General features: G+C 56.2%; 21 protein-coding genes. 3 read left to right on the forward strand and 18 right to left on the reverse strand.

Annotated features, from left to right (window positions below; all coding sequences use genetic code 11):
* Window positions 1–223 precede the first annotated feature (223 nt).
* Together mutS and fdxA are read left to right on the forward strand one after the other, a co-directional pair.
* Window positions 224–2,791: a DNA mismatch repair protein MutS gene (gene mutS, locus RHM65_RS24580; RefSeq protein ID WP_322170794.1), complete on the forward strand. Its 2,568-nt coding sequence runs from the start codon at window positions 224–226 to the stop codon at window positions 2,789–2,791.
* A 237-nt stretch (window positions 2,792–3,028) separates the two neighbouring features.
* Window positions 3,029–3,352, forward strand: a complete 324-nt coding sequence (fdxA, locus tag RHM65_RS24585; RefSeq protein WP_322168102.1) for a ferredoxin FdxA — start codon at window positions 3,029–3,031, stop codon at window positions 3,350–3,352.
* A 550-nt stretch (window positions 3,353–3,902) separates the two neighbouring features.
* On the opposite strand, the gene rpoS is transcribed toward fdxA, so the two are convergent.
* The 8 genes from rpoS to RHM65_RS24625 all read right to left on the reverse strand — a co-directional run bounded on the left by rpoS (window position 3,903) and on the right by RHM65_RS24625 (window position 11,125).
* The gene (gene rpoS / locus RHM65_RS24590) at window positions 3,903–4,907 is read right to left on the reverse strand and encodes an RNA polymerase sigma factor RpoS (protein ID WP_322168101.1); all 1,005 of its coding nucleotides are present in this window, start codon (window positions 4,905–4,907) and stop codon (window positions 3,903–3,905) included.
* A gap of 106 nt (window positions 4,908–5,013) precedes the next feature.
* Complete coding sequence (locus RHM65_RS24595) at window positions 5,014–5,886, reverse strand: peptidoglycan DD-metalloendopeptidase family protein (RefSeq protein WP_322168100.1); 873 nt, start codon at window positions 5,884–5,886, stop codon at window positions 5,014–5,016.
* 187 nt (window positions 5,887–6,073) lie between these two features.
* The gene (locus tag RHM65_RS24600; RefSeq protein ID WP_322170791.1) at window positions 6,074–6,709 is read right to left on the reverse strand and encodes a protein-L-isoaspartate(D-aspartate) O-methyltransferase; all 636 of its coding nucleotides are present in this window, start codon (window positions 6,707–6,709) and stop codon (window positions 6,074–6,076) included.
* 41 nt (window positions 6,710–6,750) lie between these two features.
* Window positions 6,751–7,500, reverse strand: coding sequence for a 5'/3'-nucleotidase SurE (gene surE, locus RHM65_RS24605; protein ID WP_322168099.1), 750 nt, complete (start codon window positions 7,498–7,500; stop codon window positions 6,751–6,753).
* On the reverse strand, window positions 7,488–8,546 hold the full coding sequence (gene truD, locus RHM65_RS24610) for a tRNA pseudouridine(13) synthase TruD (protein WP_322168098.1): 1,059 nt from the start codon (window positions 8,544–8,546) through the stop codon (window positions 7,488–7,490). The genes surE and truD overlap by 13 nt, the downstream gene beginning before the upstream one ends.
* Window positions 8,543–9,016, reverse strand: coding sequence for a 2-C-methyl-D-erythritol 2,4-cyclodiphosphate synthase (ispF, locus tag RHM65_RS24615; RefSeq protein WP_322168097.1), 474 nt, complete (start codon window positions 9,014–9,016; stop codon window positions 8,543–8,545). The genes truD and ispF overlap by 4 nt, the downstream gene beginning before the upstream one ends.
* A 52-nt stretch (window positions 9,017–9,068) precedes the next feature.
* Complete coding sequence (gene fghA / locus RHM65_RS24620; protein ID WP_322168096.1) at window positions 9,069–9,914, reverse strand: S-formylglutathione hydrolase; 846 nt, start codon at window positions 9,912–9,914, stop codon at window positions 9,069–9,071.
* A 98-nt stretch (window positions 9,915–10,012) separates the two neighbouring features.
* Window positions 10,013–11,125, reverse strand: coding sequence for an S-(hydroxymethyl)glutathione dehydrogenase/class III alcohol dehydrogenase (locus RHM65_RS24625; protein ID WP_322168095.1), 1,113 nt, complete (start codon window positions 11,123–11,125; stop codon window positions 10,013–10,015).
* 105 nt (window positions 11,126–11,230) lie between these two features.
* On the opposite strand from RHM65_RS24625, the gene RHM65_RS24630 reads away from it, so the two are divergent.
* Window positions 11,231–12,145, forward strand: coding sequence for a LysR substrate-binding domain-containing protein (locus tag RHM65_RS24630; protein ID WP_322168094.1), 915 nt, complete (start codon window positions 11,231–11,233; stop codon window positions 12,143–12,145).
* A 1-nt stretch (window position 12,146) separates the two neighbouring features.
* On the opposite strand, the gene ispD is transcribed toward RHM65_RS24630, so the two are convergent.
* The 10 genes from ispD to lpxB form a co-directional block, all read right to left on the reverse strand.
* On the reverse strand, window positions 12,147–12,848 hold the full coding sequence (gene ispD / locus RHM65_RS24635; protein WP_322168093.1) for a 2-C-methyl-D-erythritol 4-phosphate cytidylyltransferase: 702 nt from the start codon (window positions 12,846–12,848) through the stop codon (window positions 12,147–12,149).
* Complete coding sequence (gene ftsB, locus RHM65_RS24640) at window positions 12,845–13,123, reverse strand: cell division protein FtsB (RefSeq protein ID WP_322168092.1); 279 nt, start codon at window positions 13,121–13,123, stop codon at window positions 12,845–12,847. The genes ispD and ftsB overlap by 4 nt, the downstream gene beginning before the upstream one ends.
* 159 nt (window positions 13,124–13,282) lie before the next feature.
* On the reverse strand, window positions 13,283–14,572 hold the full coding sequence (gene eno / locus RHM65_RS24645; protein WP_322168091.1) for a phosphopyruvate hydratase: 1,290 nt from the start codon (window positions 14,570–14,572) through the stop codon (window positions 13,283–13,285).
* A gap of 167 nt (window positions 14,573–14,739) precedes the next feature.
* Window positions 14,740–15,585 carry a 3-deoxy-8-phosphooctulonate synthase gene (kdsA, locus tag RHM65_RS24650; protein ID WP_322184130.1) on the reverse strand — a complete coding sequence of 282 codons (846 nt, stop codon included), beginning with the start codon at window positions 15,583–15,585 and terminating at the stop codon, window positions 14,740–14,742.
* 17 nt (window positions 15,586–15,602) lie between these two features.
* The gene (locus RHM65_RS24655; RefSeq protein ID WP_322168089.1) at window positions 15,603–17,234 is read right to left on the reverse strand and encodes a CTP synthase; all 1,632 of its coding nucleotides are present in this window, start codon (window positions 17,232–17,234) and stop codon (window positions 15,603–15,605) included.
* 267 nt (window positions 17,235–17,501) lie between these two features.
* Window positions 17,502–18,860: a tRNA lysidine(34) synthetase TilS gene (gene tilS, locus RHM65_RS24660; RefSeq protein WP_416194760.1), complete on the reverse strand. Its 1,359-nt coding sequence runs from the start codon at window positions 18,858–18,860 to the stop codon at window positions 17,502–17,504.
* A 77-nt stretch (window positions 18,861–18,937) separates the two neighbouring features.
* Entirely contained in the window at window positions 18,938–19,885 is a 948-nt protein-coding gene (locus RHM65_RS24665; RefSeq protein ID WP_322168087.1) for an acetyl-CoA carboxylase carboxyltransferase subunit alpha, read from the reverse strand.
* Between the two features lie 136 nt (window positions 19,886–20,021).
* Window positions 20,022–23,549 (reverse strand): DNA polymerase III subunit alpha, encoded by a 3,528-nt coding sequence (dnaE, locus tag RHM65_RS24670; RefSeq protein WP_322168086.1) that lies wholly within the window; start codon window positions 23,547–23,549, stop codon window positions 20,022–20,024.
* Window positions 23,550–23,615: 66 nt separating this feature from the next.
* Window positions 23,616–24,257, reverse strand: a complete 642-nt coding sequence (rnhB, locus tag RHM65_RS24675; RefSeq protein ID WP_322168085.1) for a ribonuclease HII — start codon at window positions 24,255–24,257, stop codon at window positions 23,616–23,618.
* 11 nt (window positions 24,258–24,268) lie between these two features.
* Window positions 24,269–25,408 (reverse strand): lipid-A-disaccharide synthase, encoded by a 1,140-nt coding sequence (lpxB, locus tag RHM65_RS24680; protein ID WP_322168084.1) that lies wholly within the window; start codon window positions 25,406–25,408, stop codon window positions 24,269–24,271.
* Window positions 25,409–25,415 lie beyond the last annotated feature (7 nt).

Here is a 25,415-nt window from a genome sequence, read left to right on the forward strand (position 1 = left end):
CCGCACTGCCAGCGTAGCCTTATCCGCCTAACCGCCCACGGCAACGTCGTAACCGAGCTTTTCCCTGCCCAATTCTGCGGTAGTCGATGCTGCGTGGTAATCTTGCGCCCATCGCAGCAAGCAGCCGGGCCATAGGGCCTCATCACGCCGATGAGCGCTCGCACGTGCCTTTCCTTGCCTCACACTTTTTAACGAATTCGCCTAAAACCCGATGAATAAAGCCATTACCGACCTCTCCTCGCACACCCCGATGATGCAGCAATACTGGCGGCTGAAAAATCAGCACCCGGACCAGTTGATGTTCTATCGCATGGGGGATTTCTACGAAATCTTCTACGAGGACGCCAAGAAGGCCTCGAAACTGCTGGATATCACCCTGACGGCGCGAGGCCAGTCCGCAGGACAAGCGATTCCCATGTGTGGGATTCCCTATCACGCCGCAGAAGGGTATCTCGCCAAGCTGGTGAAGCTCGGCGAATCCGTGGTGATCTGTGAGCAGATCGGTGATCCCGCCACCAGCAAAGGCCCGGTGGACCGTCAAGTCGTGCGGATCATTACTCCCGGTACGGTCAGTGATGAAGCGTTGCTCGACGAGCGCCGCGACAACCTGATTGCCGCCGTGTTAGGCGATGAACGCCTGTTTGGCCTTGCCGTTTTGGACATCACCAGCGGCAATTTCAGCGTCCTTGAAATCAAGGGCTGGGAAAACCTGCTGGCTGAGTTAGAGCGGGTCAACCCGGTTGAACTGATGATCCCTGACGACTGGCCACAAGGTTTACCGGCAGAAAAGCGTCGCGGCACCCGGCGTCGTGCGCCGTGGGACTTCGAACGCGACTCCGCGTTAAAAGCCCTGTGCCAACAATTTTCTACACAAGACCTGAAAGGCTTCGGCTGCGAGAACCTGACGCTGGCCATCGGTGCCGCCGGTTGCCTGCTCGGTTACGCCAAAGAAACCCAACGCACGGCCCTTCCGCACTTGCGCAGCCTGCGCCATGAGCGTCTGGACGATACCGTGGTGCTTGATGGTGCCACACGACGCAACCTCGAACTGGATACCAACCTGGCGGGCGGCCGCGATAACACGCTGCAATCGGTCGTGGACCGCTGCCAGACCGCCATGGGCAGTCGCTTGCTCACACGTTGGCTGAATCGGCCGCTGCGGGATCTGGAAGTACTGAAGGCCCGACAAAGCTCGATTACCTGCTTGCTTGAACGTTATCGCTTCGAACACCTGCAACCGCAATTGAAAGAAATTGGCGACATCGAACGGATTCTCGCCCGCATCGGGCTGCGCAACGCACGTCCGCGTGATTTGGCACGTCTGCGGGACGCGCTTGCAGCGCTCCCCGAATTGCAGTTGGCGATGATGGAACTGGAAGCGCCGCATATCCAACAACTGGCGCATACCACCAGCACCTACCCTGAATTGGCGGATCTGCTACAACGCGCGGTGATCGATAATCCGCCCGCCGTGATCCGCGATGGCGGCGTGCTGAAAACCGGCTACGACGCTGAGCTAGACGATCTGCAATCGCTCAGCGAGAACGCCGGACAGTTTTTGATTGATCTGGAGACCCGCGAGAAGGCCCGCACCGGCTTGGCCAATTTGAAAGTCGGCTACAACCGGATTCATGGGTATTTCATCGAGCTGCCGAGCAAGCAAGCTGAACAGGCCCCCGCTGACTACATCCGCCGCCAGACCCTCAAGGGTGCTGAACGTTTCATTACCCCAGAGTTGAAGGCATTCGAAGACAAAGCGCTGTCAGCCAAGAGCCGTGCGCTGGCCCGAGAGAAGATGCTTTACGAAGCGCTTCTGGAAGACCTGATAGGCCATCTGGCGCCGTTACAGGACACCGCAGCGGCCTTGGCTGAGCTGGATGTACTCAACAACCTGGCCGAACGTGCGCTTCATCTGGACTTGAACTGCCCGCGCTTCGTTGACGAGCCGTGCATGCGCATCGAGCAGGGTCGGCACCCGGTGGTCGAGCAAGTCCTGACGACCCCCTTCGTCGCCAACGACCTTGCACTCGACGACAACACCCGAATGTTGGTGATCACCGGACCTAACATGGGTGGTAAGTCGACCTACATGCGCCAGACCGCGTTGATTGTGTTGTTGGCGCACATCGGCAGTTTCGTACCGGCCGCCCGTTGCGAGCTGTCCTTGGTCGATCGAATCTTTACTCGCATCGGTTCCAGCGATGATCTCGCTGGCGGACGCTCGACCTTCATGGTGGAGATGAGCGAAACTGCGAATATTCTGCATAACGCCACAGACCGCAGTTTGGTGCTAATGGACGAAGTCGGGCGCGGAACCAGCACTTTCGACGGTCTTTCGTTGGCGTGGGCTGCGGCAGAATGTCTCGCACAACTGCGTGCTTACACATTGTTCGCTACCCACTATTTTGAGCTGACAGTACTGCCGGAAAGCGAGCCGCTGGTTGCCAACGTGCACCTCAATGCAACCGAGCACAACGAACGCATTGTTTTCCTCCACCGGGTACTGCCAGGCCCCGCCAGTCAGAGCTACGGTTTGGCGGTGGCCCAGCTGGCGGGGGTTCCAGCCAAGGTTATCGTGCGTGCAAAGGAGCATTTGCTGCGATTGGAAACCACAAGTCTGCCCCATGAAACACCACGGGCGGCACCCGGAAAACCTGCGATCCCACAGCAAAGCGATATGTTCGCCAGCCTGCCGCACCCGGTTCTGGAAGAGTTGTCGAAAACCAAAATTGATGATTTGACACCCCGCCAGGCGCTAGAGTTGTTGTATTCCTTGCAAACTCGGATCTAACGGGATTCGTTACAAGCTGTTAGAATCCCGCGCGGTTTGGGATGCTGCTGGTTTTAGCCTGACTACGCAGATTGTCCAGGCCGCGTGAGTACGTTGCGAACCAAAGCAGGTCAAGACGCGGTAGTAAATGAACGTCCGCCTGCTGACTGCAAATATTCACACGGCCCGGGAGATTCCCCGACCTTGGCAACCCTGCTGAAAGGGCTCTGCTACCGCCGCCTGAGGAGAGAATTAGAAATGACCTTCGTCGTCACCGACAACTGCATCAAGTGCAAGTACACCGACTGCGTAGAAGTGTGTCCGGTGGACTGCTTCTACGAAGGCCCGAATTTCCTGGTGATCCACCCGGATGAGTGCATAGATTGCGCGCTCTGCGAGCCTGAATGCCCTGCCGTCGCCATTTTCTCGGAAGATGAAGTCCCCGAGGACATGAAGGTATTTATCCAGCTGAACGTAGAGTTAGCGGAAATCTGGCCCAATATCACTGAAAAGAAACAGGGCCTGCCAGGCGCCGAAGACTTTGACGGCGTTAAAGGTAAGCTCAAGGACTTGGAACGCTAAGTTCCGCTGATCGTCAAAAAAGGCCCATTGCGGGCCTTTTTTGTTTTAGCTTTATTGCAGACGAAAAAGGGGCGGTATGACCCGCCCACATTTTTTCCGTAGTCCCTTATATCCTTTTCATCATCCTGATGAATCGCATCCTGCGATGTCCATGACTGTCGTCCTTGACGGTCTGTGTCTGTCCCTCGACACAGTTCCAATAATAGTGATTTAACGGTGGAGAGCAACCCGCCAAATCTTTCAAAACGATACGCAGAAAATCAACCAACAACTAAAAATTTCATACAATCAAACACTTGCGGGTTTTATAGTGCGACAGACGGACAAAGGTACGGTTAAAAACCACGATAACTTACAAAACAAGTAAGCAAAGGCTTACAGCAAAAAGCACTGCTTGACATGAAAACCCACTGTATTAACCACGTCATCTAATAAATAATTAAGAACGATCAGCTAACGATTTTCACACACATACAAACACCCCGAGCCAGTCGAGGTATTTGTACGATTGCATCGGTTAAAGGTAAGCGCGGGAAAAGCGCGAGTTCTGCTATTGGAACAAAGACTCGCTGGACAGACCGTTCTTCTCAAGGATCTCGCGCAAGCGCTTAAGCCCTTCGACCTGAATCTGCCTGACCCTTTCACGCGTCAAACCGATTTCAAGGCCAACATCTTCCAGAGTGCTGCTTTCATGCCCTCGCAGACCGAAACGCCGTACTACAACTTCACGCTGCTTATCAGTCAGCTCGGAAAGCCACTGATCAATGCTCTGTGAAAGATCATCGTCTTGGAGCAGCTCACACGGATCGGTCGGACGGTCATCGGTCAGCGTATCGAGCAGGGTTTTGTCCGAATCGGGCCCTAGGGAAACGTCCACCGAGGAGACCCGTTCATTAAGTCCCAACATGCGCTTGACCTCGCAGACCGGCTTTTCGAGCAGGTTAGCGATTTCTTCAGGAGAGGGTTCGTGGTCGAGTTTCTGAGTCAGTTCGCGAGCGGCGCGCAGGTAAACGTTGAGCTCTTTGACCACATGAATCGGCAACCTGATGGTACGGGTCTGATTCATGATGGCGCGCTCAATGGTCTGACGAATCCACCAGGTCGCGTACGTTGAGAAGCGAAAACCGCGCTCTGGATCAAACTTCTCGACAGCCCGGATCAACCCCAGGTTGCCTTCTTCGATCAGATCGAGCAATGAAAGCCCGCGGTTGACATAACGCCTGGCGATTTTTACCACCAGCCGCAGATTGCTTTCAATCATGCGCTTGCGCCCCGCCGGATCACCGCTTTGCGACAAACGCGCAAAGTGGACTTCCTCCTCAGGCGACAGCAAGGGGGAGAAACCTATTTCATTGAGGTACAACTGAGTAGCGTCGAGTGCACGCGTGTAATCGATGTACTTGTGCTGCTTGAGCGTTGTGGAGTTCTTGGCCCGGGCGCGAACGGGAGGTGCAGCAGCTTCCTCGTTCGACGATGAGTCCAAAACGATGCCAGGCTCCATAAGGAGTACCTCATCATCGATGTCAAACTCCGGCGCTTCTTTATTGAGAGCCATTGTTATAGTCCTTTGGTGAGTTCGACCTCAAGCTCTAGCGACGCCTCATCTTCCTTGGCAACGCTTGAGCCTGTTCCCTCTACGCAAGAAACAGGCTGGTGACCGATCAACGGCGTGGCAGGAATTCCAGAGGATCTACAGGCTTACCTTGGCGGCGAATCTCAAAATGCAGTTTCACCCGGTCAGTCCCAGTTGACCCCATCTCGGCAATTGTCTGCCCGACCTTGACCTGCTCCCCCTCCCGAACCAACAGTCTACGGTTATGACCGTAAGCACTGACGTAGGTATCGTTGTGTTTGATGATCACTAATTCGCCGTAGCCCCGCAAGCCACTCCCGGCGTAAACAACCGAACCATCAGACGCAGCTAAAACAGGCTGTCCCAAATCTCCAGCGATATCAATTCCTTTATTCAAACTACCGTTTGAAGAAAATTTGCCAATCAAAATGCCATTAGTAGGCCACGCCCAACCCGCTGGCGAGCGTCCTACAGACTGAATCGGCGTCGTAGCAGGGGAACTTTCTTTGGCAGGCAAAATCACGGGGACGACGCCAACCGGGCGAGAAAGTACGGTTGTTTTAAATGAACCGGAAGCCGCAGAGCCCGTCGTAGACGTCACCATCTGGGGTGCATGCGCAACGCTGGCTACAACGGGCGCCGAGCTTGAACGGCCGTCAAAGCGTATGGTTTGACCCGGATGGATGGTGTAAGGCGCGGGTATTTGGTTGCGTTCAGCCAACGCTTTCCAATCCCAACCGTATCGAAATGCAATGGAAAACAACGTGTCACTACGCCGAACTACATATTGGCCAGTTGTTACCGCCTGTCGCTGAGGCGCGACTTTGTTTCGATCAAAGACCGGCGCATTGCCCGGCGATCTACTGGAACAGCCGACCAGCAAGAAACCAAGGACAAGGCCAATCACCAGACGCTGAATGCTAGTTGTAGATAGTCGCTGCTGAATGACTGTGAGACTCACCCGTCACTCCTTTACTGGTGACTGAATTAAAGCTGCCTATTGTGCCGTAACAACGGCTGGCAGCTAATACTTAACTGTTTGCAAAACCGTGCTTTACAGCACCAAATGAAGATACTGCATTAACCTGTACGTCGGGCTATAAGACCTGTACCGCGGGTCAGAATTCAGTGAGTGGCTAAACGAGATATCAAGCAAGCGGTCCATTGAGCAACGGCACGAACCTTACCGCGCCAAGTACATGCCGGGAAAAGCCATTTTCCTCACGGATAATCAGCATCAACTGCTGAACCTCTCCAGAGCCGACGGGGATGACCAATCGTCCACCGGGTGCGAGTTGATCAAGCAATGCCTGTGGAACATCGGTAGCGACTGCCGTCACGATAATGCCATTGTAGGGCGCCAACGCAGGCCAACCTTCCCAGCCGTCTCCCCAACGAAACACAACGTTGCGCAAGTTAAGCTCGACCAATCGCTCTTTCGCGCGGTCCTGCAAAACCTTGATGCGCTCCACTGAAAATACCCGTTCGACCAATTGCGACAACACCGCCGTCTGATAGCCTGAGCCGGTGCCAATCTCAAGCACTTTGTCCAACGGACCCGCAGCCAACAGCAGCTCGCTCATGCGCGCCACCATGTAGGGCTGGGAAATGGTCTGGTTATGTCCGATGGGCAACGCGGTGTCTTCATACGCACGGTGCGCCAGCGCTTCATCAACAAACAGATGCCGGGGAGTATTGCGGATCACTTCCAGCACTTGAGCGTTGGAAAGCCCCTCTTCATAGAGGCGTTGAATCAGACGCTCGCGAGTGCGCTGGGAGGTCATGCCGATCCCGCGTCTTAACAGGCTATCTTGCTCTCGCGACATCAGCGCAGTCCCTCTAGCCAGCCATTTAGGCTGGTGAAACCATCCTGATAAGTACGGTCCAGTTGTAATGGGGTAATCGATACATAACCTTGCATGACAGCGTGAAAATCAGTGCCCGGACCTCCGTCTTCGGCGTCCCCAGCCACGGCAATCCAATATCCGACTCGTCCCCGTGGATCGACTACTTTGACCGGTGCCGCAGCGCGGGCGCGATGGCCTAACCGGGTCAATTGAATCCCGCGAATGTGCTCAAGCGGAAGATTCGGAATATTAACGTTCAGTACCGTACGCGGTGGTAAATCGAGCTGTTCATGCGCTTCGACCAGCAGCCGCGCAAAATGCGCCGCGGTTGGCAGGTTATCCACCTGACGCGATAACAACGAAAACGCAAAAGAAGGACGTTCGAGAAAACGCCCTTCCAGGGCGGCCGCCACGGTGCCGGAATACAGCACATCATCACCCAGGTTGGCGCCGAGATTAATCCCGGAAACAACCATGTCCGGTTGATGCTCCAGCAGCCCATTGAGGCCAAGGTGCACACAATCGGTAGGTGTTCCATTTACGCTGATAAAGCCATTGGTCAACGTATGAGGATGCAGCGGACGGTCTAGCGTCAGCGAGCTGCTTGCACCGCTTTTGTCTTGGTCAGGGGCAATGACAACGCACTCGCTATAGTCCGCCAGCGCAGCATGGAGCGCAGCAAGACCGGGCGCACTTACCCCATCATCGTTAGAAATCAGAATACGCATGAGCTGTCCGTTAGCCCCACCGGAACCAGGTCGACGAGTTCGCGCACCAGTACGGTGGCAAAGCATCCGGCCGGCAGGACGAATTCCAGTTGCAGAATGTCAGGCTCAGGATAATGCCACGTCAACCCGCCAATGGGCAGTCGCAGGATACGACGCTCGTGTTCCATGCCCGCTTTGATCAGCCAATCGCGCAAGGCTGGCTCGTCCGCCGCGATTGATTGCTCAAGAGCGCCCGTGACACCGGTGGCTGGCGAATCGCCCTCACCCCACTGCGGCCCGGTCGGGTGCAGGTCGAGAATCGCCAGACGCGGATCGCTGCACTCTGCTTCGCCAGCAGGAAAAAAACTGCGGCTGTCGGTAAACGCCAGTAGATCGCCGACTTGTGCTCGCTGCCAACTGCCGTCAGCCACGCGGGCCGCCAGCACTTTATTAAACAGATAGCTGCGCGCCGTCGACAGCAATCGGGAACGAACCGCGCGCTGTTCCGGCAGTGCCTGGCGAGCCGCGTAGTCTCGCGCCTCACCCACATTGCCGCCATCCCAACCGAAACGCTGGGCGCCGAAGTAATTCGGAACGCCATGAAGGGCGATCAATTCAAGCCGCGCCTGCAACGCCGCCTGGTCGCCCTGCAGCTGGGTCAAACGCAGTGTAAAACCATTTGCGGCATGAGCACCGCGTTGTAACTTGCGCTTATGGCGGCTCATCTTCAGGATTTTCAGCGTATCGTCCTGGGCCGCCGAAAGGTCGGGGTCGGCCTTGCCGGGCAATTGCACGCTGAACCATTGCCGGGTCAACGCTTGGCGATCCTTCAAACCCGCATAGCTGACAGTCCGCAGCGGCACACCGGCAGCACGCGCCAGACGACGTGCCGCTTCTTCAGTATTCAGTCCGCGCTTTTCAACCCACAACCATAAGTGTTCGCCATCACCCGACAGGGGAATATCCAACACTTCGTCGACCTGAAAATCCTCGGCCGTGGCCTTAAGCACCGCAGTACCTAACGCGTCGCCATACGCACGGGGTCCGAGCAATTCGAATTCAGTCATACCGAAAGCAACAAGGCGACGGCGTGAACCGCAATACCTTCTTCACGGCCAACAAAGCCGAGCTTTTCGGTGGTGGTAGCTTTTACGTTCACTTGATCCAACTCAACCTGAAGATCCGCGGCAATCAGCGCACGCATCGATTCAATATGCGGGGCCATTTTCGGCGCCTGGGCCACAATGGTGGCGTCGACATTACCGACTTTCCAGCCCTTGTTTTTGACCAACGCCATCACATGACGCAACAACGCACGGCTGTCCGCGCCCTTGAATTGCGGGTCGGTGTCCGGGAAATGTTTGCCGATATCGCCTAATGCTGCAGCACCGAGCAACGCGTCGCTGAGCGCATGCAACAGCACATCGCCATCGGAATGAGCGAGCAACCCGAAACCGTGCGCGATCCGCACGCCGCCCAAGGTAATGAAATCGCCTTCGGTAAACCGGTGCACATCATAGCCGTGGCCAATACGCATAAAAAAACGCCCCGAAAAAGTCAGGGCGTGATTCTACCTACTTTGTCGGACATTAACCGCTTAGAGCGACCGCATGATGCCGCAGGTGGTCTTCGATGAAGCTCGCGATGAAGAAATAGCTGTGGTCGTAGCCCGGCTGCATGCGCACCGTTAGCGGATGATCTGCGGATTTCGCCGCTTGCACCAATGCTTCAGGCTTGAGCTGATGGGCGAGAAAGTCATCACGATCGCCCTGATCAACGAGGATCGGCAGCTTTTCAGTGGCCTCGGCGATCAACGCACAGGCATCCCATTCGCGCCAGCGGGACCGCTCTTCCCCCAGATAACGGGAAAACGCTTTTTGACCCCACGCGCAATCTATCGGGTTGGTAATCGGCGAAAACGCTGAGACTGACTTATAACGACCCGGATTGCGCAACGCACACACCAGCGCCCCATGCCCACCCATGGAGTGACCGCTAATCCCGCGCACGTCCGAGGCCGGAAAATGCGCCTCGACCAATGCAGGCAGCTCGTTAACCACATAGTCATGCATCCGGTAATGCTTGGCCCACGGCTGCTGGGTTGCGTTCAGGTAGAAGCCCGCACCGAGACCGAAATCCCACGCACCGTCTGGATCGCCAGGTACGTCGGCGCCGCGCGGACTGGTATCCGGCGCCACGATAATCAAACCCAACTCGGCTGCAATTCGTTGCGCGCCGGCCTTGTGCATGAAGTTTTCATCGGTGCAGGTCAGTCCTGACAACCAATAGACCACTGGCAACTTGCCGCCCTGCTCAGCTTGAGGTGGCAGGTAAACGGCAAACACCATGTCGCAACCGAGCACCTCTGAGTGATGCTTGTAGCGTTTATGCCAGCCGCCGAAGCTTTTCTGGCAGGAAAGATTTTCTAGGGACAAGGGGGATTCTCCCAGCGGTAAGCTTCAAGCGATAAGCGGCAAGAGATGATGCGCAGTGCTCTTACTTGAGGCTTATAGCGTGAAGCTTGAAGCTGCTATTAGAAATGTATGACTGTTCGAATGCTTTTACCTTCATGCATCAGGTCAAACGCCTTGTTGATGTCTTCAAGGCCCATGGTGTGGGTGATGAAGGTATCCAGCGGGATTTCGCCGCTCTGCGCCATTTCTACATAGCTTGGCAACTCGGTGCGACCGCGTACGCCGCCAAATGCCGAACCGCGCCACACGCGCCCGGTAACCAATTGGAAGGGACGCGTGGAGATTTCCTGACCGGCACCCGCCACACCGATGATCACCGACTCGCCCCACCCTTTGTGGCAGCACTCAAGCGCTGCGCGCATCAGTTGCACGTTACCGATACATTCGAAGGAGAAATCCACGCCGCCATCAGTGAGGTCAACAATCACTTCCTGGATAGGTCGATCGTAGTCTTTCGGGTTGATGCAGTCGGTGGCCCCCAGTTGTTTGGCAATGTCGAATTTGCCTGGGTTGATGTCGATGGCGATGATCCGGCCGGCCTTAGCTTTTACTGCACCAATGAGTGCCGACAAGCCAATGCCGCCCAAGCCAAAGATTGCCACGGTATCGCCGGGCTTGACCTTGGCGGTGTTGATGACAGCGCCGATCCCGGTGGTGACGCCGCAGCCGAGCAAGCAGACTTTTTCAAGAGGCGCATCTTTGGAGATCTTGGCCACCGATATCTCTGGAAGCACCGTGTATTCAGAGAAAGTCGAGGTGCCCATGTAATGGAAAATCGTCTGCCCTTCGTAGGAAAAGCGCGACGTACTGTCCGGCATCAAGCCTTTGCCCTGGGTGGCGCGAATGGCTTGGCAGAGGTTGGTCTTGCCCGACAAACAGTATTTGCATTGGCGGCATTCAGGGGTGTACAGCGGAATAACGTGATCGCCGACAGCGACCGAGGTCACGCCTTCGCCGACGGCTTCAACGATTGCGCCGCCTTCGTGGCCAAGAATCGATGGAAAGATGCCTTCCGGGTCTGCGCCGGACAGCGTGTAGGCGTCCGTATGGCAAACGCCGGAAGCGACGACCCGAAGCAGCACTTCACCAGCCTTTGGCATCGCGACATCGACTTCAACGATTTCGAGCGGTTTCTTGGCCTCAAAGGCAACGGCGGCACGTGACTTGATCATCAGTTTTTCTCCATCGAGTAAATACAAGCGTTGGAGTGTAATACAGTGCTGTTTGCGGAATAATCCGACCGAAAGCAAAACATTATTGCTGCACAGGGATAATCAATGATCGCCAACCGCTGGGAAGGGCTGGATGAATTCGTCGCCGTCGCCGAATGCGGACAGTTCACTGCCGCCGCTGAGCGTATGGGCGTTTCCTCATCGCACATCAGTCGTCAAATCGTTCGGCTTGAGGAACGGCTGCAAACACGCCTGCTCTACCGCAGTACCCGACGGGTGACCCTGACCGAAGCCGGACAAACTTTTTTACAACATTGCCAACGCTTGCAGGATGGCCGCGAGGAAGCACTGCGAGCGGTCGGCGATTTGGCGAGCGAACCCAAAGGCCTGCTGCGCATGACCTGTGCGGTGGCGTATGGAGAGCGGTTTGTCGCGCCGCTGGTGACTGAATTCATGGGACTCTACCCGCAACTCCGGGTCGACATAGAACTAAGTAATCGCACCCTAGATCTGGTTCACGAAGGACTCGATCTGGCCATTCGCCTAGGTCGACTGCAAGACTCGCGATTGGTTGCCACTCGTTTGGCGCCGCGCCGCATGTACCTGTGCGCATCGCCTTCCTACCTTGAGCGCTACGGGCGACCGCACAGTTTGTCCGAGTTAAGTCGCCACAATTGCCTGATCGGCAGCACCGACAGTTGGTTGCTGCAACAAAACGGGCGGGAGTTTTCGCAACGGGTACAGGGCAACTGGCGCTGCAATAGTGGCCAAGCCGTGCTGGATGCGGCATTACAAGGAATTGGGTTGTGTCAGTTGCCGGACTATTACGTGCTTGAACATTTAAACAGTGGCGCGCTGGTTCCCTTGCTGGATGCGCATCAGCCTCCGAACACGGCCGTCTGGGCGCTGTATCCGCAACAACGGCACCTGTCACCCAAGGTTAGAAAACTGGTAGAACACCTTAAAGCCGGCCTAGCCCTGAGAAAGGAATATTGCGAGCCCGCCAAACTCAGCGTTTAACTCAGAATTTACGGCGCTGGCGCAGCCATTCAAGGTCCTCAGGACGGGTGACCTTGATGTTGTCGGAGCGGCCTTCGATCAATCGGGGGGACTGACCAGACCATTCCATGGCAGACGCTTCATCGGTAATGCTGACCTCCGACACCAGGCTGTCGGCCAAGGCTCGATGCAGGGCGCCAAGGCGGAACATCTGCGGCGTGTAAGCCAGCCAGATAAAACTGCGATCTACCGTTTCTGTGACGCGACCACGGCTGTCGGCGCGTTTCAAGGTATCGCGGGCGGGAACGGCCAGCAGGCCGCCCACCGGATCATCAGCCAATTCGGACAGCAGCTTGTTCAAATCCCCACGCGAAAGGTTCGGGCGCGCAGCATCGTGAACCAACACCCAATCGTCGTCATGGGCACCGTTCGCGTGCAACAGCAGCAATGCATTGAGTACCGAATCTGCCCTTTCCTTTCCGCCCGCCGCGCGCTGAATTCGTGGGTCTGCCGCGCAGGCCAAGGTTGGCCAGTAAGGATCATCCACAGCCAAACTGATCACCAGGCCCAAGAGTTGGGGGTGATCGAGAAAACAAGCGAGGCTGTGTTCAAGAATAGTGAGGCCGCCCAGCTGCAAATACTGCTTGGGACGGTCTGCCGCCATGCGAGCGCCGATACCGGCAGCGGGAATAATTGCCCAGAAGGCAGGCAAAGCGGAAATCATTGGGCCAACTGATAGAGAGTTTCGCCGTCTTTAACCATGCCGAGTTCATGGCGAGCACGTTCTTCAACGGTCTCCATGCCTTTTTTCAGCTCCAACACTTCCGCGTCGAGAATACGGTTACGTTCGAGCAAAGCATCGTTTTCCGCATGCTGATCAGCAATTTGCTGAGACAGACTGGCCACTTGCGCCAAGCTTCCATTACCCACCCACAAGCGGTACTGCAGGCCAGCCAGCAGCAGGAGCAAGATCAGGAACAACCAGTTAGGACTGCGCATTGAATATCAGGTACTCAGTGGAAAAAGACAGCGGTGCCGACACATTAAAGCAGTGAGGGCATCGAACCCGATAGCCGGGTCCGATCACTCATATACGGACAGAATCGTCGGTTAATCGACTTTTCGTATTGTGCCCGTCGTCTTTTTACCATCTCCAGCTCAGCCGCGAAACTCGCTGCGACCGTTGTATACAGCTTTGGCGCCCAATTGCTCTTCGATACGCAGCAATTGGTTGTACTTGGCGATGCGATCGGAACGGCTCAGCGAGCCAGTTTTGATCTGACCCGCTGCAGTACCGACCGCCAGGTCAGCAATGGTCGAATCTTCAGTTTCGCCGGAACGGTGCGAGATGATCGCCGTATACCCTGCTGCTTTAGCCATCTGAATGGCTTCCAGCGTTTCGGTGAGGGTGCCGATCTGGTTGAACTTGATCAGGATCGAGTTGGCGATCTTTTTATCGATGCCTTCTTTCAGGATCTTGGTGTTGGTCACGAACAGGTCGTCGCCCACCAATTGAATTTTTTCGCCGATCTTGTCGGTAAGGACTTTCCAGCCAGCCCAGTCGGACTCGTCCAGACCGTCTTCAATGGAGATGATCGGGTAACGCTCGGTCAAGCCCTTGAGGTAGTCGGCAAAGCCTTCGGAGGTAAACACTTGGCTTTCGCCGGACAAGTTGTATTTGCCGTCTTCGTAGAATTCGCTGGCCGCGCAATCCAATGCGAGAGTCACGTCGGTGCCAAGATTGTAACCGGCGTTAGCCACAGCTTCCGAGATGACTTTCAACGCGTCTTCGTTAGACGCCAGGTTAGGCGCAAAACCGCCTTCATCACCCACCGCAGTGTTCAAGCCACGAGCCTTGAGCACAGCTTTGAGGTGGTGGAAAATTTCGGTGCCCATTCGCAACGCTTCCGAGAACGTCTTGGCGCCAACCGGCTGCACCATGAATTCCTGGATATCGATGTTGTTATCGGCATGCTCGCCACCGTTGATGATGTTCATCATTGGGACGGGCATGGAATAAACACCGGGGGTGCCGTTGAGGTTAGCGATGTGAGCGTACAGCGGCAAGTCCTGATCCTGAGCTGCGGCTTTGGCAGCGGCCAAGGACACAGCGAGGATCGCATTGGCACCCAGACTGCCTTTGTTTTCAGTGCCGTCCAGGGCAATCATGGCGCGATCAAGCGCCTGCTGGTCCACCGGGTCTTTGCCCATCAACAGGGCACGGATCGGACCATTGATATTGGCCACGGCCTTGAGAACACCTTTACCCAAGTAACGGCTCTTGTCGCCATCACGCAGCTCAAGCGCTTCACGCGAGCCAGTGGAAGCACCGGACGGCGCGCACGCACTGCCGATGATGCCGTTATCGAGGAGCACGTCCGCTTCCACGGTGGGATTACCACGGGAGTCGAGAACTTCACGACCTTTGATGTCGACGATTTTTGCCATTGTTGTAAACACTCCAGGATTGACGAAGACGACGCAGCTGAAAATATTGATGGCACCGTCAGTGCGTATGCAGCGGGCAGCTCTGACTGACGATAACCCTCTGACCATCGACCAGAGAAATAGTGTGCGGCACTTTACCGAACGGCACTCTACCGGAGAAGCCGCTGTTAAGCGGTTTCTACCGTCGGAAAACTTTTTACCAGGTCATCCAGTGCTTTCAACTGAGTCAGGAATGGCTCGAGTTTGTCCAGACGCAAAGCGCAGGGACCGTCGCACTTGGCGTTATCCGGATCCGGATGCGCCTCAAGGAATAACCCTGCCAAGCTCTGACTCAAGCCAGCCTTGGCCAGATCGAGCACCTGAGCCCGACGACCACCGGCAGAGTCCGAACGACCGCCCGGCATTTGCAGGGCGTGGGTCACGTCGAAAAACACCGGGTATTGAAACTGCTTCATGATGCCGAAGCCGAGCATGTCCACCACCAGGTTGTTGTACCCGAAGCTGGAGCCACGCTCGCACAGGATCAATTGGTCATTCCCGGCTTCTTCGCACTTGTTCAGGATGTGTTTCATTTCCTGAGGCGCGAGAAACTGGGCTTTCTTGATGTTGATCACCGCGCCGGTCTTGGCCATGGCAACCACAAGATCGGTCTGCCGCGACAAAAATGCAGGCAACTGAATGATGTCGCACATTTCAGCCACCACCGCCGCTTGCTCCGGCTCATGCACGTCGGTAATCAGCGGCACGCCGAAGGTCTTCTTAATTTCCTCGAAAATCCGCATACCCTGTTCCAGACCAGGGCCACGGTAAGAGGTCACGGACGAACGATTGGCCTTGTCGAAGCTTGCCTTGAAGACATACGGAATGCCCAGTTTTTCGGTCGCCCGGACATAGGCCTCACAGACCTGCATCGCCATGTCCCGGGATTCCAGCACGTTCATGCCGCCAAACAACACGAACGGCTTGTCGTTGGCGATCTCGATTGAGCCTACACGGATGATCTTCTGCGACATGCTGTTCATATTCCGGCTTAGGCCTTCTTCTGGTGTTGGGTCAGTGCCGCCTTCACGAAACCGCTGAACAACGGATGGCCGTCGCGCGGTGTCGATGTGAACTCAGGGTGGAACTGGCACGCCACAAACCATGGATGATCCGGCGCTTCGATCACTTCAACCAGCGCACCATCACCAGAACGACCGGAAATTTTCAGACCGGCTTCGATTAGGCTTGGCAGCAGGTTGTTGTTCACTTCGTAACGATGGCGATGACGCTCGACAATGACGTCTTTGGCATAGCAATCGTGGACCAGCGAACCGGGTGCAAGCTGGCAATCCTGTGCGCCCAGGCGCATGGTGCCGCCCAAGTCGGAGGTTTCAGTACGAACTTCAACAGCCCCGGTCGCGTCTTCCCACTCGGTGATCAGACCGACGACCGGGTAGCCGCTGGCGCGATCAAACTCAGTGGAGTTAGCGTCTTTCCAACCCAGCACGTTGCGAGCGAACTCAATAACGGCCACTTGCATGCCTAGGCAGATACCCAGGTACGGCACTTTATTTTCACGAGCGAACTGGACGGCAGTGATCTTGCCTTCAACGCCACGCAGACCGAAGCCGCCGGGCACGAGAATCGCGTCACACCCTTCAAGCAAGGCAGTGCCTTGGTTTTCGATGTCTTCGGAATCGATGTAGCGCAGATTGACCTTGGTGCGATTGGTGATGCCGGCGTGACTCATCGCTTCGATCAGCGATTTGTAAGCGTCGAGCAACTCCATGTATTTGCCAACCATGGCGATGGTGACTTCATGCTCAGGATGGAGCTTGGCATCGACCACTTTTTCCCACTCGGACAAATCGGCACCGCCACACTGCAAGCCGAAACGCTCAACGACGAAATCATCCAGACCCTGGGCGTGCAATACCGCCGGGATCTTGTAGATGGTGTCGACGTCTTCCAGGGAAATAACCGCGCGCTCTTCAACGTTGGTGAACAACGCAATTTTGCGACGTGAGGAAATATCGATAGGGTGATCGGAGCGGCAAATCAGCACATCAGGCTGCAAACCGATGGAACGCAGCTCTTTTACCGAATGCTGGGTAGGCTTGGTTTTGGTTTCACCGGCCGTGGCGATGTAAGGCACCAGCGTCAAGTGAATCAACATGGCGCGTTTGGCACCGACTTCAACGCGCAATTGGCGAATAGCTTCCAGGAACGGTTGCGATTCGATGTCGCCCACAGTCCCACCGATCTCGACCATGGCGACATCAGCATCGCCTGCGCCCTTGATGATCCGGCGCTTGATTTCGTCGGTGATGTGCGGAATCACCTGGATGGTTGCGCCCAGATAATCACCACGGCGCTCTTTGCGCAGGACGTGTTCGTACACACGGCCAGTCGTGAAGTTGTTGTTCTGGGTCATGGTAGTGCGGATAAACCGCTCGTAGTGGCCCAAGTCCAGGTCAGTTTCAGCGCCGTCATGGGTGACGAACACTTCACCGTGCTGGAATGGGCTCATGGTGCCCGGGTCCACGTTGATGTAGGGGTCCAGCTTCAGCATGGTGACCTTAAGTCCCCGCGCCTCCAGGATGGCCGCCAATGAAGCTGCGGCGATGCCTTTCCCCAATGAAGAAACAACACCGCCCGTGACGAAGATGTAGCGCGTCATGAAAAACCCTAGAAGTCTGCGTTAAAGCGGTCAGAGCCGCCGGGGAAAGCGAATGAAGGCCGAAGCCCGCAATTACCAAAAGATCTCACAGTGCACTCCTGAAAATTGCTGCGTTGGGACCGGCAGACTGAAAAAGCCTGCCTGTTGCTCGCTACATTTTTGAGAATCGCCCAGCAAAACAGCCTGGTAATTGGCAACTTCCGTCAATTCAGAAGAATCCACAGAAGCTCTATCAAGAAGGGAGCGTAGTCTACCGGAAACGGCCTTTCAGCTCAAACTTTGGTCGTTCGTCGGTGCGATCCAGTGCAATTGCCAGTCGCCACGGGCTGTGCCGTCCAATCCTGGCAGGTTGGCAACCGCCAATAATTGGTCTGCGTGATACAACAATGGCAAACGAGCTCGTGCAAAAACTGGCAGACCGCTCTCATTCAGCAGTCGTTTCAGATCACGATGCCCTCGATCCGGCAATTGCATGATTTCCCCGCCTTGGCGATAACGCACCTGAAACTCACCTGCTGGAACTTCGCCGCTGAATTCAAGCCAACCATTGCTCGCTAGCGCCAGCATTTGTTTAGAGTCACGCCAGGCTGTTGTCGCAGCCAGTGGCTGTAACCAAGCAGTAGGTAGCCACCAGATTCGGTGTTCGGCGCGATGCAGCTCACCGTCGGCCAACCGCCAAATGGGCTGCGAACCCTCGCGGGCGTCGCGCAAGCTGTCCCAGCCAACCCAATGATCGCTGTCCGGCAGGCGCGTCAGATCCGCGAGCCAGTGTCGTAAGGCGTTGCGCTGACGTGACAGGGAAAGATGCTTGAGCGGCGCCAGGGCCAACGATGGCAACCCGAGCCAAGGGAATGCCGTGGGCGTCTCAGCGCTGGAAAGATCCTGCACCGCCAATTCGTTGAGCAGTCCTTGAGCCTCGGCCAGACGACCGGCAGCCTTCGCCATATTCGCCGACGCTTGAGGCCAGCGATCCACGAGTAACGGCATAACCTGTCGGCGCAGATAATTTCGAGAGAACTCGCTGTCGGCATTGCTTGGGTCTTCCACCCAGCGCAACGAGTGCTCGGCGGCGTAGGCCTCCAGCGCAGACCGCGAGATATTCAGCAGCGGCCGCGACATCAGGCCCTTACCCAACGCGCGCTGTTCAGGCATCGCTGCCAAACCCCGCACCCCTGCTCCACGCAGTAGCCGAAATAACAACGTCTCTGCTTGATCGTCACGGTGCTGGGCAGTGAGCAACACCTCGTCTGATTCCAGCAACTGATTGAACGCCGCGTAACGCGCCTCACGGGCAGCACGCTCGATGCTGGCGCCGGGTTTCACTTCAACTCGAATCACCCGCAGTGGCAGGCCCAGCGCGCTGCATATCGCAGCACAATGTTCCGGCCACTCATCTGCCGCAGCCTGAAGGCCATGATGAATGTGAATTGCGGACAAAGGAGGCAATGTTTCGCGGGTCGCGAGATCAGCCAGGAGATGCAGAAGGACCGTGGAATCCAACCCTCCCGAGAACGCGATGCGCCATGCAGGTGCTCGGAACCATGGGGCTAACGCGCTGAGAAGATGGTCACGTAGATCTAGTTTCAAGGCAAGCAACCCTGAGCCAACTTGTTGGCGATGTAGCATGCCTGACACACCGCATCATGGCTCTCGCCAACAAGTTGCTCCTACAGATTGGATTGGTGAAGACGTTGAGGCTCCAATCAGAGACCGTAGCTCATCAGACGCTCGTAACGACGAGCCAACAGCGCGTCGGTATCAAACGTCTTGAGCATCGCCAACTGGCTGCTCAATTCCTTGCGGATCGAAGCGGCAGCAGTCGCCGGGTCACGATGGGCGCCACCCAAAGGTTCGCCAATGACTTTATCGACAATACCCAGACCTTTCAGACGGTCAGCCGTAATACCCATGGCTTCGGCCGCATCAGGTGCTTTGTCGGCGGTTTTCCACAGAATCGAGGCGCAACCTTCCGGCGAGATGACCGCGTACGTTGAATACTGCAGCATGTTCAATTGATCGCAGACACCAATGGCCAATGCACCGCCAGATCCACCTTCACCAATCACGGTAGCGATGATCGGCGTTTTAAGACGAGCCATCACCCGCAAGTTCCAGGCAATTGCTTCGCTCTGGTTACGCTCTTCGGCATCGATGCCCGGGTAAGCGCCCGGCGTATCGATGAACGTCAGGATCGGCATTTTGAAGCGCTCGGCCATTTCCATCAGACGGCAGGCTTTGCGGTAGCCTTCAGGCCGTGGCATGCCAAAGTTGCGACGAACTTTCTCACGCACTTCGCGGCCTTTCTGGTGGCCGATAATCATTACTGGCTGGTCATCAAGACGCGCAACACCACCGACAATGGCAGCGTCGTCGGAGAAGTGCCGATCACCGTGCAGCTCGTCGAACTCAGTAAAGATGTGCTCGATGTAGTCCAGGGTGTAAGGACGACGTGGATGACGCGCCATGCGCGCGATCTGCCAACTGGTCAAGTTGCCGAAAATGCTTTCGGTGAGCGTATTGCTCTTCTCCTGCAGACGGGAAATTTCGTCGCCGATGTTTAGCGAGTTGTCATTACCGACCAAGCGCAATTCTTCGATCTTGGCTTGAAGGTCAGCGATCGGCTGTTCGAAATCGAGAAAATTCGGGTTCATAGGCATCCGTCTTGGGTCGACGGCCAAGGGGCCGGCCGGTTGATCCGTGTGCGCCATACCTTACGGGAACAGGCGCATCCAGGTCGAGATTAAAAATTATGGTTGAGCGCAGGCCGGATTGACAGGCCCGCACTATTCAACGGTATTGCAGGAAGACGTTCTCACGTCCGAACTGGTCACGCAGCGCTTGAATCAAGCTGTCGGCCGGATCGATTCGCCAGGCCTCGCCAAACTGCAGCAACGCCTTCGCATCCATCCCGGTGTAGTCGAGGGTAATCGGACAGGCTCCACGATGACGCTTGCACAATTCTCCCAGCCATTTGAGCCGATCGCCCTTGAGCGCGTCCGCATGAATTTTCAGGCGCAAGCTTTCAGCAAGATTAGTCCGTGCATCTTCAAGACTCATCACCCGCTTGGCCCGCAAGCGCAGGCCGCCTGAAAAGTCGTCATTGCTGACCTCGCCTTCGACCACCACCATCGCATCGGTCTGCAATAACGATTGTGCGGAATGGAAAGCCTCGGCAAACAGCGACGCTTCAATTCGCCCCGAACGGTCATCAAGGGTAATGAAGCCCATTTTGTCGCCCTTTTTGTTCTTCATGACCCGCAATGCAATGATCAAACCGGCAACGGTTTGCGTGTCGCGGGCAGGCTTCAAATCAATGATGCGTTGACGAGCGAAACGGCGAATTTCGCCTTCGTACTCGTCTATGGGGTGCCCTGTCAGGTACAAGCCCAAGGTTTCTTTTTCACCGCGCAAACGGTCTTTGAGGCTCAACTCCTTGGCCTTGCGATGGTTCGCATAAACGTCGGCATCGGCTTCAACGAACAAACCGCCAAACAGATCCGAGTGCCCGCTGTCGTGACTGCGCGCGGTTTGTTCCGCGGCCTGGATGGCTTCTTCCAGCGCCGCCAATAGCACCGAGCGGTTGCGGTCAAGGTTGGCCTGATAGGTTTTGACGTCTACGTTGTCTTCAAAATACGGCCCCAAGCGATCCAGCGCACCACTGCGGATCAAGCCATCGAGGGTCCGCTTGTTGATACGCTTGAGGTCTACCCGCGCGCAAAAATCGAACAGATCCTTGAATGGCCCGGCTTGACGTGACTCGGTGATCGCTTCCACCGGGCCTTCGCCCACGCCCTTGATAGCGCCCAGCCCGTACAAAATTCGGCCATCATCGCTAACCGTGAATTTGTATTCCGAGGTATTTACGTCCGGGGATTCGAGGCGCAATTTCATGTTGCGCACTTCTTCGATCAAGGTCACAACCTTGTCGGTGTTGTGCATGTCGGCCGACAGCACGGCGGCCATGAACGGCGCCGGGTAGTGGGTTTTCAGCCATGCGGTCTGATACGACACCAGTCCGTACGCGGCCGAGTGAGACTTGTTGAAACCATAACCGGCGAACTTTTCCACCAGGTCGAAAATGTTACCGGCCAGGTCCGCGTCGATGTTGTTGTTCTTACAGCCCTCAATGAAACCACCACGTTGTTTGGCCATCTCTTCGGGCTTTTTCTTACCCATGGCCCGACGCAACATATCGGCGCCGCCAAGGGTATAGCCGGCCATAACCTGGGCGATCTGCATAACCTGTTCTTGATACAGGATGATGCCGTAAGTCGGCGCCAGCACCGGTTTGAGACCTTCGTACTGATAATCAACGTGGGGATACGACAGCTCTGCCCGACCGTGCTTACGGTTGATAAAGTCATCTACCATGCCTGATTGCAGTGGGCCGGGGCGGAACAGCGCTACCAGGGCGATCAAATCTTCCAGGCAGTCGGGCTTGAGCTTTTTGATCAGCTCCTTCATGCCGCGCGACTCAAGCTGGAACACCGCAGTAGTTTCAGCCTTTTGCAGCAATTGGTAAGTCGGCTTGTCGTCCAGCGGGATAAATGCAATATCCAGCGGCGGCTCGTCGACCTTGGCGCGCTCGCGGTTAATCGTTTTCAGCGCCCAATCGATGATGGTCAGAGTCCGCAGACCGAGGAAGTCGAACTTCACCAGCCCTGCAGCCTCGACGTCATCCTTGTCGAATTGGGTCACCAGGCCGTCGCCCAGCTCATCGCAATAGATCGGCGAGAAGTCAGTCAGTTTGGTCGGCGCAATCACCACCCCGCCAGCGTGCTTGCCGACGTTGCGCACGATGCCCTCAAGCTTGCGGGCCATCTCCCAGATTTCAGCGGCCTCTTCATCGATCTTGATGAAGTCGCGCAGGATCTCTTCCTGCTCGTAGGCTTTTTCCAGCGTCATGCCGACTTCGAACGGGATCATTTTCGACAGGCGATCCGCCAAGCCGTAGGACTTGCCCTGCACCCGCGCGACGTCGCGTATCACAGCCTTGGCGGCCATTGAACCGAAGGTAATGATCTGGCTGACCGCGTTGCGCCCGTACTTCTGCGCCACGTACTCAATAACCCGGTCGCGACCGTCCATGCAGAAATCGACGTCGAAGTCGGGCATGGATACCCGTTCCGGGTTCAAGAACCGTTCGAACAGCAGGTCGTATTCCAGCGGGTCGAGGTCTGTAATTTTCTGAACGTAAGCTACCAGCGAACCCGCACCCGACCCACGGCCTGGACCTACCGGGACGCCGTTGCTTTTGGCCCACTGTATGAAGTCCATTACGATCAGAAAGTAACCGGGAAAGCCCATCTGGATAATGATATCCAGCTCGAAGTTCAGCCGGTCAATGTAGACCTGACGCTTGGCGTCGTAATCCTCGGTGGTGTCCTTTGGCATTAATACCGAAAGACGGTCTTCAAGACCATCGAACGACACTTTGCGAAAGTACTCGTCGATGGTCAGGCCATCGGGAATCGGGAAGTTAGGCAGAAAGTGCTGGCCAAGCTTTACGTCGATATTGCAGCGCTTGGCGATTTCAACGGTGTTTGCCAGTGCCTCAGGCAAATCACTGAACAGCTCGCCCATTTCCGCTGCGGTCTTGAGGTATTGCTGATCGCTGTAGTTATGTGAACGACGCGGATCATCAAGCGCCCGGCCTTCGCCAATGCAAACTCGGGTTTCATGGGCCTCGAAGTCTTCCTGCTTGATGAAGCGCACATCGTTGGTGGCCACCAGCGGCGCACCCAGCCGATCAGCCAAGGAGACGGCTGCGTGCAAATGTTCTTCGTCATTGGGCCGGTTGGTGCGCTGCACTTCGACATAAAAACGGTCAGGGAATACCGCCATCCAATCACGCAGCAATTGCTCGGCTTCACCGGGGTTTCCGGCGAGCAAGGCCATGCCAATCTCGCCTTCTTTGGCTGCCGACAGCGCGATCAAGCCTTCACTGGCCTGCGCGACCCATTCACGCTCGATGATCACTTGACCGTTGCGCTGGCCATCGATAAAGCCACGGGAAATCAATTCGGTCAGGTTACGGTAACCCTTGGCATTCATCACCAACAGGCTGATCCGGCTCAGCCCGGCGTCTTCATCCTTGTTGGACAACCACAAATCCGCGCCGCAGATCGGCTTAATACCTGCGCCCATGGCCGCTTTGTAGAATTTGACCAGCGAACACATGTTGTTCTGATCGGTCACAGCCACGGCTGGCATATTCATGCTGCCCAAGGTCTTGACCAAGGGTTTGACCCGGACCAAACCATCGACCAGAGAATATTCAGTGTGCAGGCGTAGATGAACGAAAGAAGCCGGCATGTTGATCCTATAGCGCGAAATACAAAAAAACGAAGGCCGGGATTGTACTGGGCCTTGGTTAAAACATCAGCCCGGCGCGAAGATTGAAAGCGGACTTTGCAGCATCATGGCTTGAGCTTCGTATGCCGCCCGCACGGGAGCAAACGAACGACGATGGATCGGGGTCGGCCCCAAGCGCGCCAGTGCTTCAAGATGAACGGGGGTCGGATAACCTTTGTGAGCACCCATCCCATAGCCAGGATAAATCAGTTCGAATGCTGCCATTTCCCGGTCCCGGCTGACTTTGGCCAGGATCGAAGCTGCTGCGATGGCCGGTACCGATGCGTCGCCCTGAATAACCGAGGCACTGGGCACTGACAATTGTGGACAGCGATTGCCGTCGATCAACGCCAGCTTCGGAATAATAATCAGCCCTTCGACGGCGCGCTTCATCGCCAACATCGTGGCATGGAGAATGTTCAGCTCGTCGATTTCCTCTACTTCTGCCCGGGCGATAAACCAGCACAAGGCTTTTTCACAGATTTCGTCGTAGAGCTTTTCACGGCGAGCTTCGGTGAGTTTTTTCGAATCGTTGAGGCCCAGGATCGGTCTGCGCGGATCAAGAATCACGGCAGCCGTCACTACGGCACCACAGAGCGGACCGCGACCGACTTCGTCGACACCGGCAACCAGTTCTTCGACCAGATTAAAGTCCAAACCCATTTGCATTTATAACCTACTCACTGTGAAGGCGATTGGCCCAGCAACCCGAGCACCGCCTCGGCGGCCTGGTTGGAGGCATCGCGGCGTAAGGTCCGGTGAATTTCATCGAAGCCTGCCGTCTGCACTTCGCCACTTTCAAGCAGCGGCAACAAGGTTTGCGCGAGGGTCTCGGCTGTCGCAGCTTCCTGCAATAACTCCGGGACCAGCAAACGTTGGGCAAGCAAGTTCGGCAACGAGACGTAAGGGCTTTTCACCAAACGCTTGAGTATCCAAAAGGTAATCGGTGCCAGACGATAGGCAACGACCATTGGTCGTTTGTACAGCAGCGCTTCGAGTGTCGCGGTGCCTGAGGCGATCAACACCGCATCGCAGGCAGCGAGTGCAAGGTGCGACTGACCGTCAAGCAGCAGGACGGGAAGGTCGCGTCCTTGCAGCAACGTCTCGATCTGAGCGCGTCGTTGGGGGCTCGCGCAGGGCAGCACAAACCTGATACCAGGGCGCAGAACCATCAGCCGCTCGGCGGCATCGAAAAACAGGCCGCCCAGCTTACCGACTTCACCGCCCCGGCTGCCTGGCATCAGCGCGATCACTACGCCAGCGGGCAGGCCCAAAGTTGCTCGGGCCGCCGCGCGATCAGATTCCAGGGGGATGGTGTCAGCCAATGGATGACCGACAAACCGCACCGGCACGCCCTTCTCTTCGTAGAAACGCGCTTCGAACGGCAGCAGCGTCAGCATCAAATCGCAGCCTTCGCGAATTTTCAATACACGCTTTTGACGCCACGCCCACACTGACGGGCTGACGTAATGCACGGTCTTAATCCCGGCACGACGCAACTTTAGTTCGATGTCGAGGTTGAAGTCCGGGGCGTCGATGCCGATGAACACGTCGGGCTTTTCGCTGATGAGCGTTTGAATGAGCTGCTTACGCTTAGCCAGCAGCTCCCTGAGTCGGCCAAGCACCTCGACCAACCCCATCACCGACAACCGCTCCATCGGGAAGTAGGACACCAGCCCCTCGGCCTCCATCAGCGGACCACCGACGCCGACGAATTCTACATCGGGGTGACGCGCCTTGAGCGCACGCATCAAGCCCGAGCCAAGAATATCGCCGGACGCTTCGCCCGCAACCAGCGCAACACGCAGTGCCTTGGTCATCAACGAA

Source organism: Pseudomonas sp. CCI4.2 (assembly GCF_034350045.1).
GTDB lineage: Bacteria > Pseudomonadota > Gammaproteobacteria > Pseudomonadales > Pseudomonadaceae > Aquipseudomonas.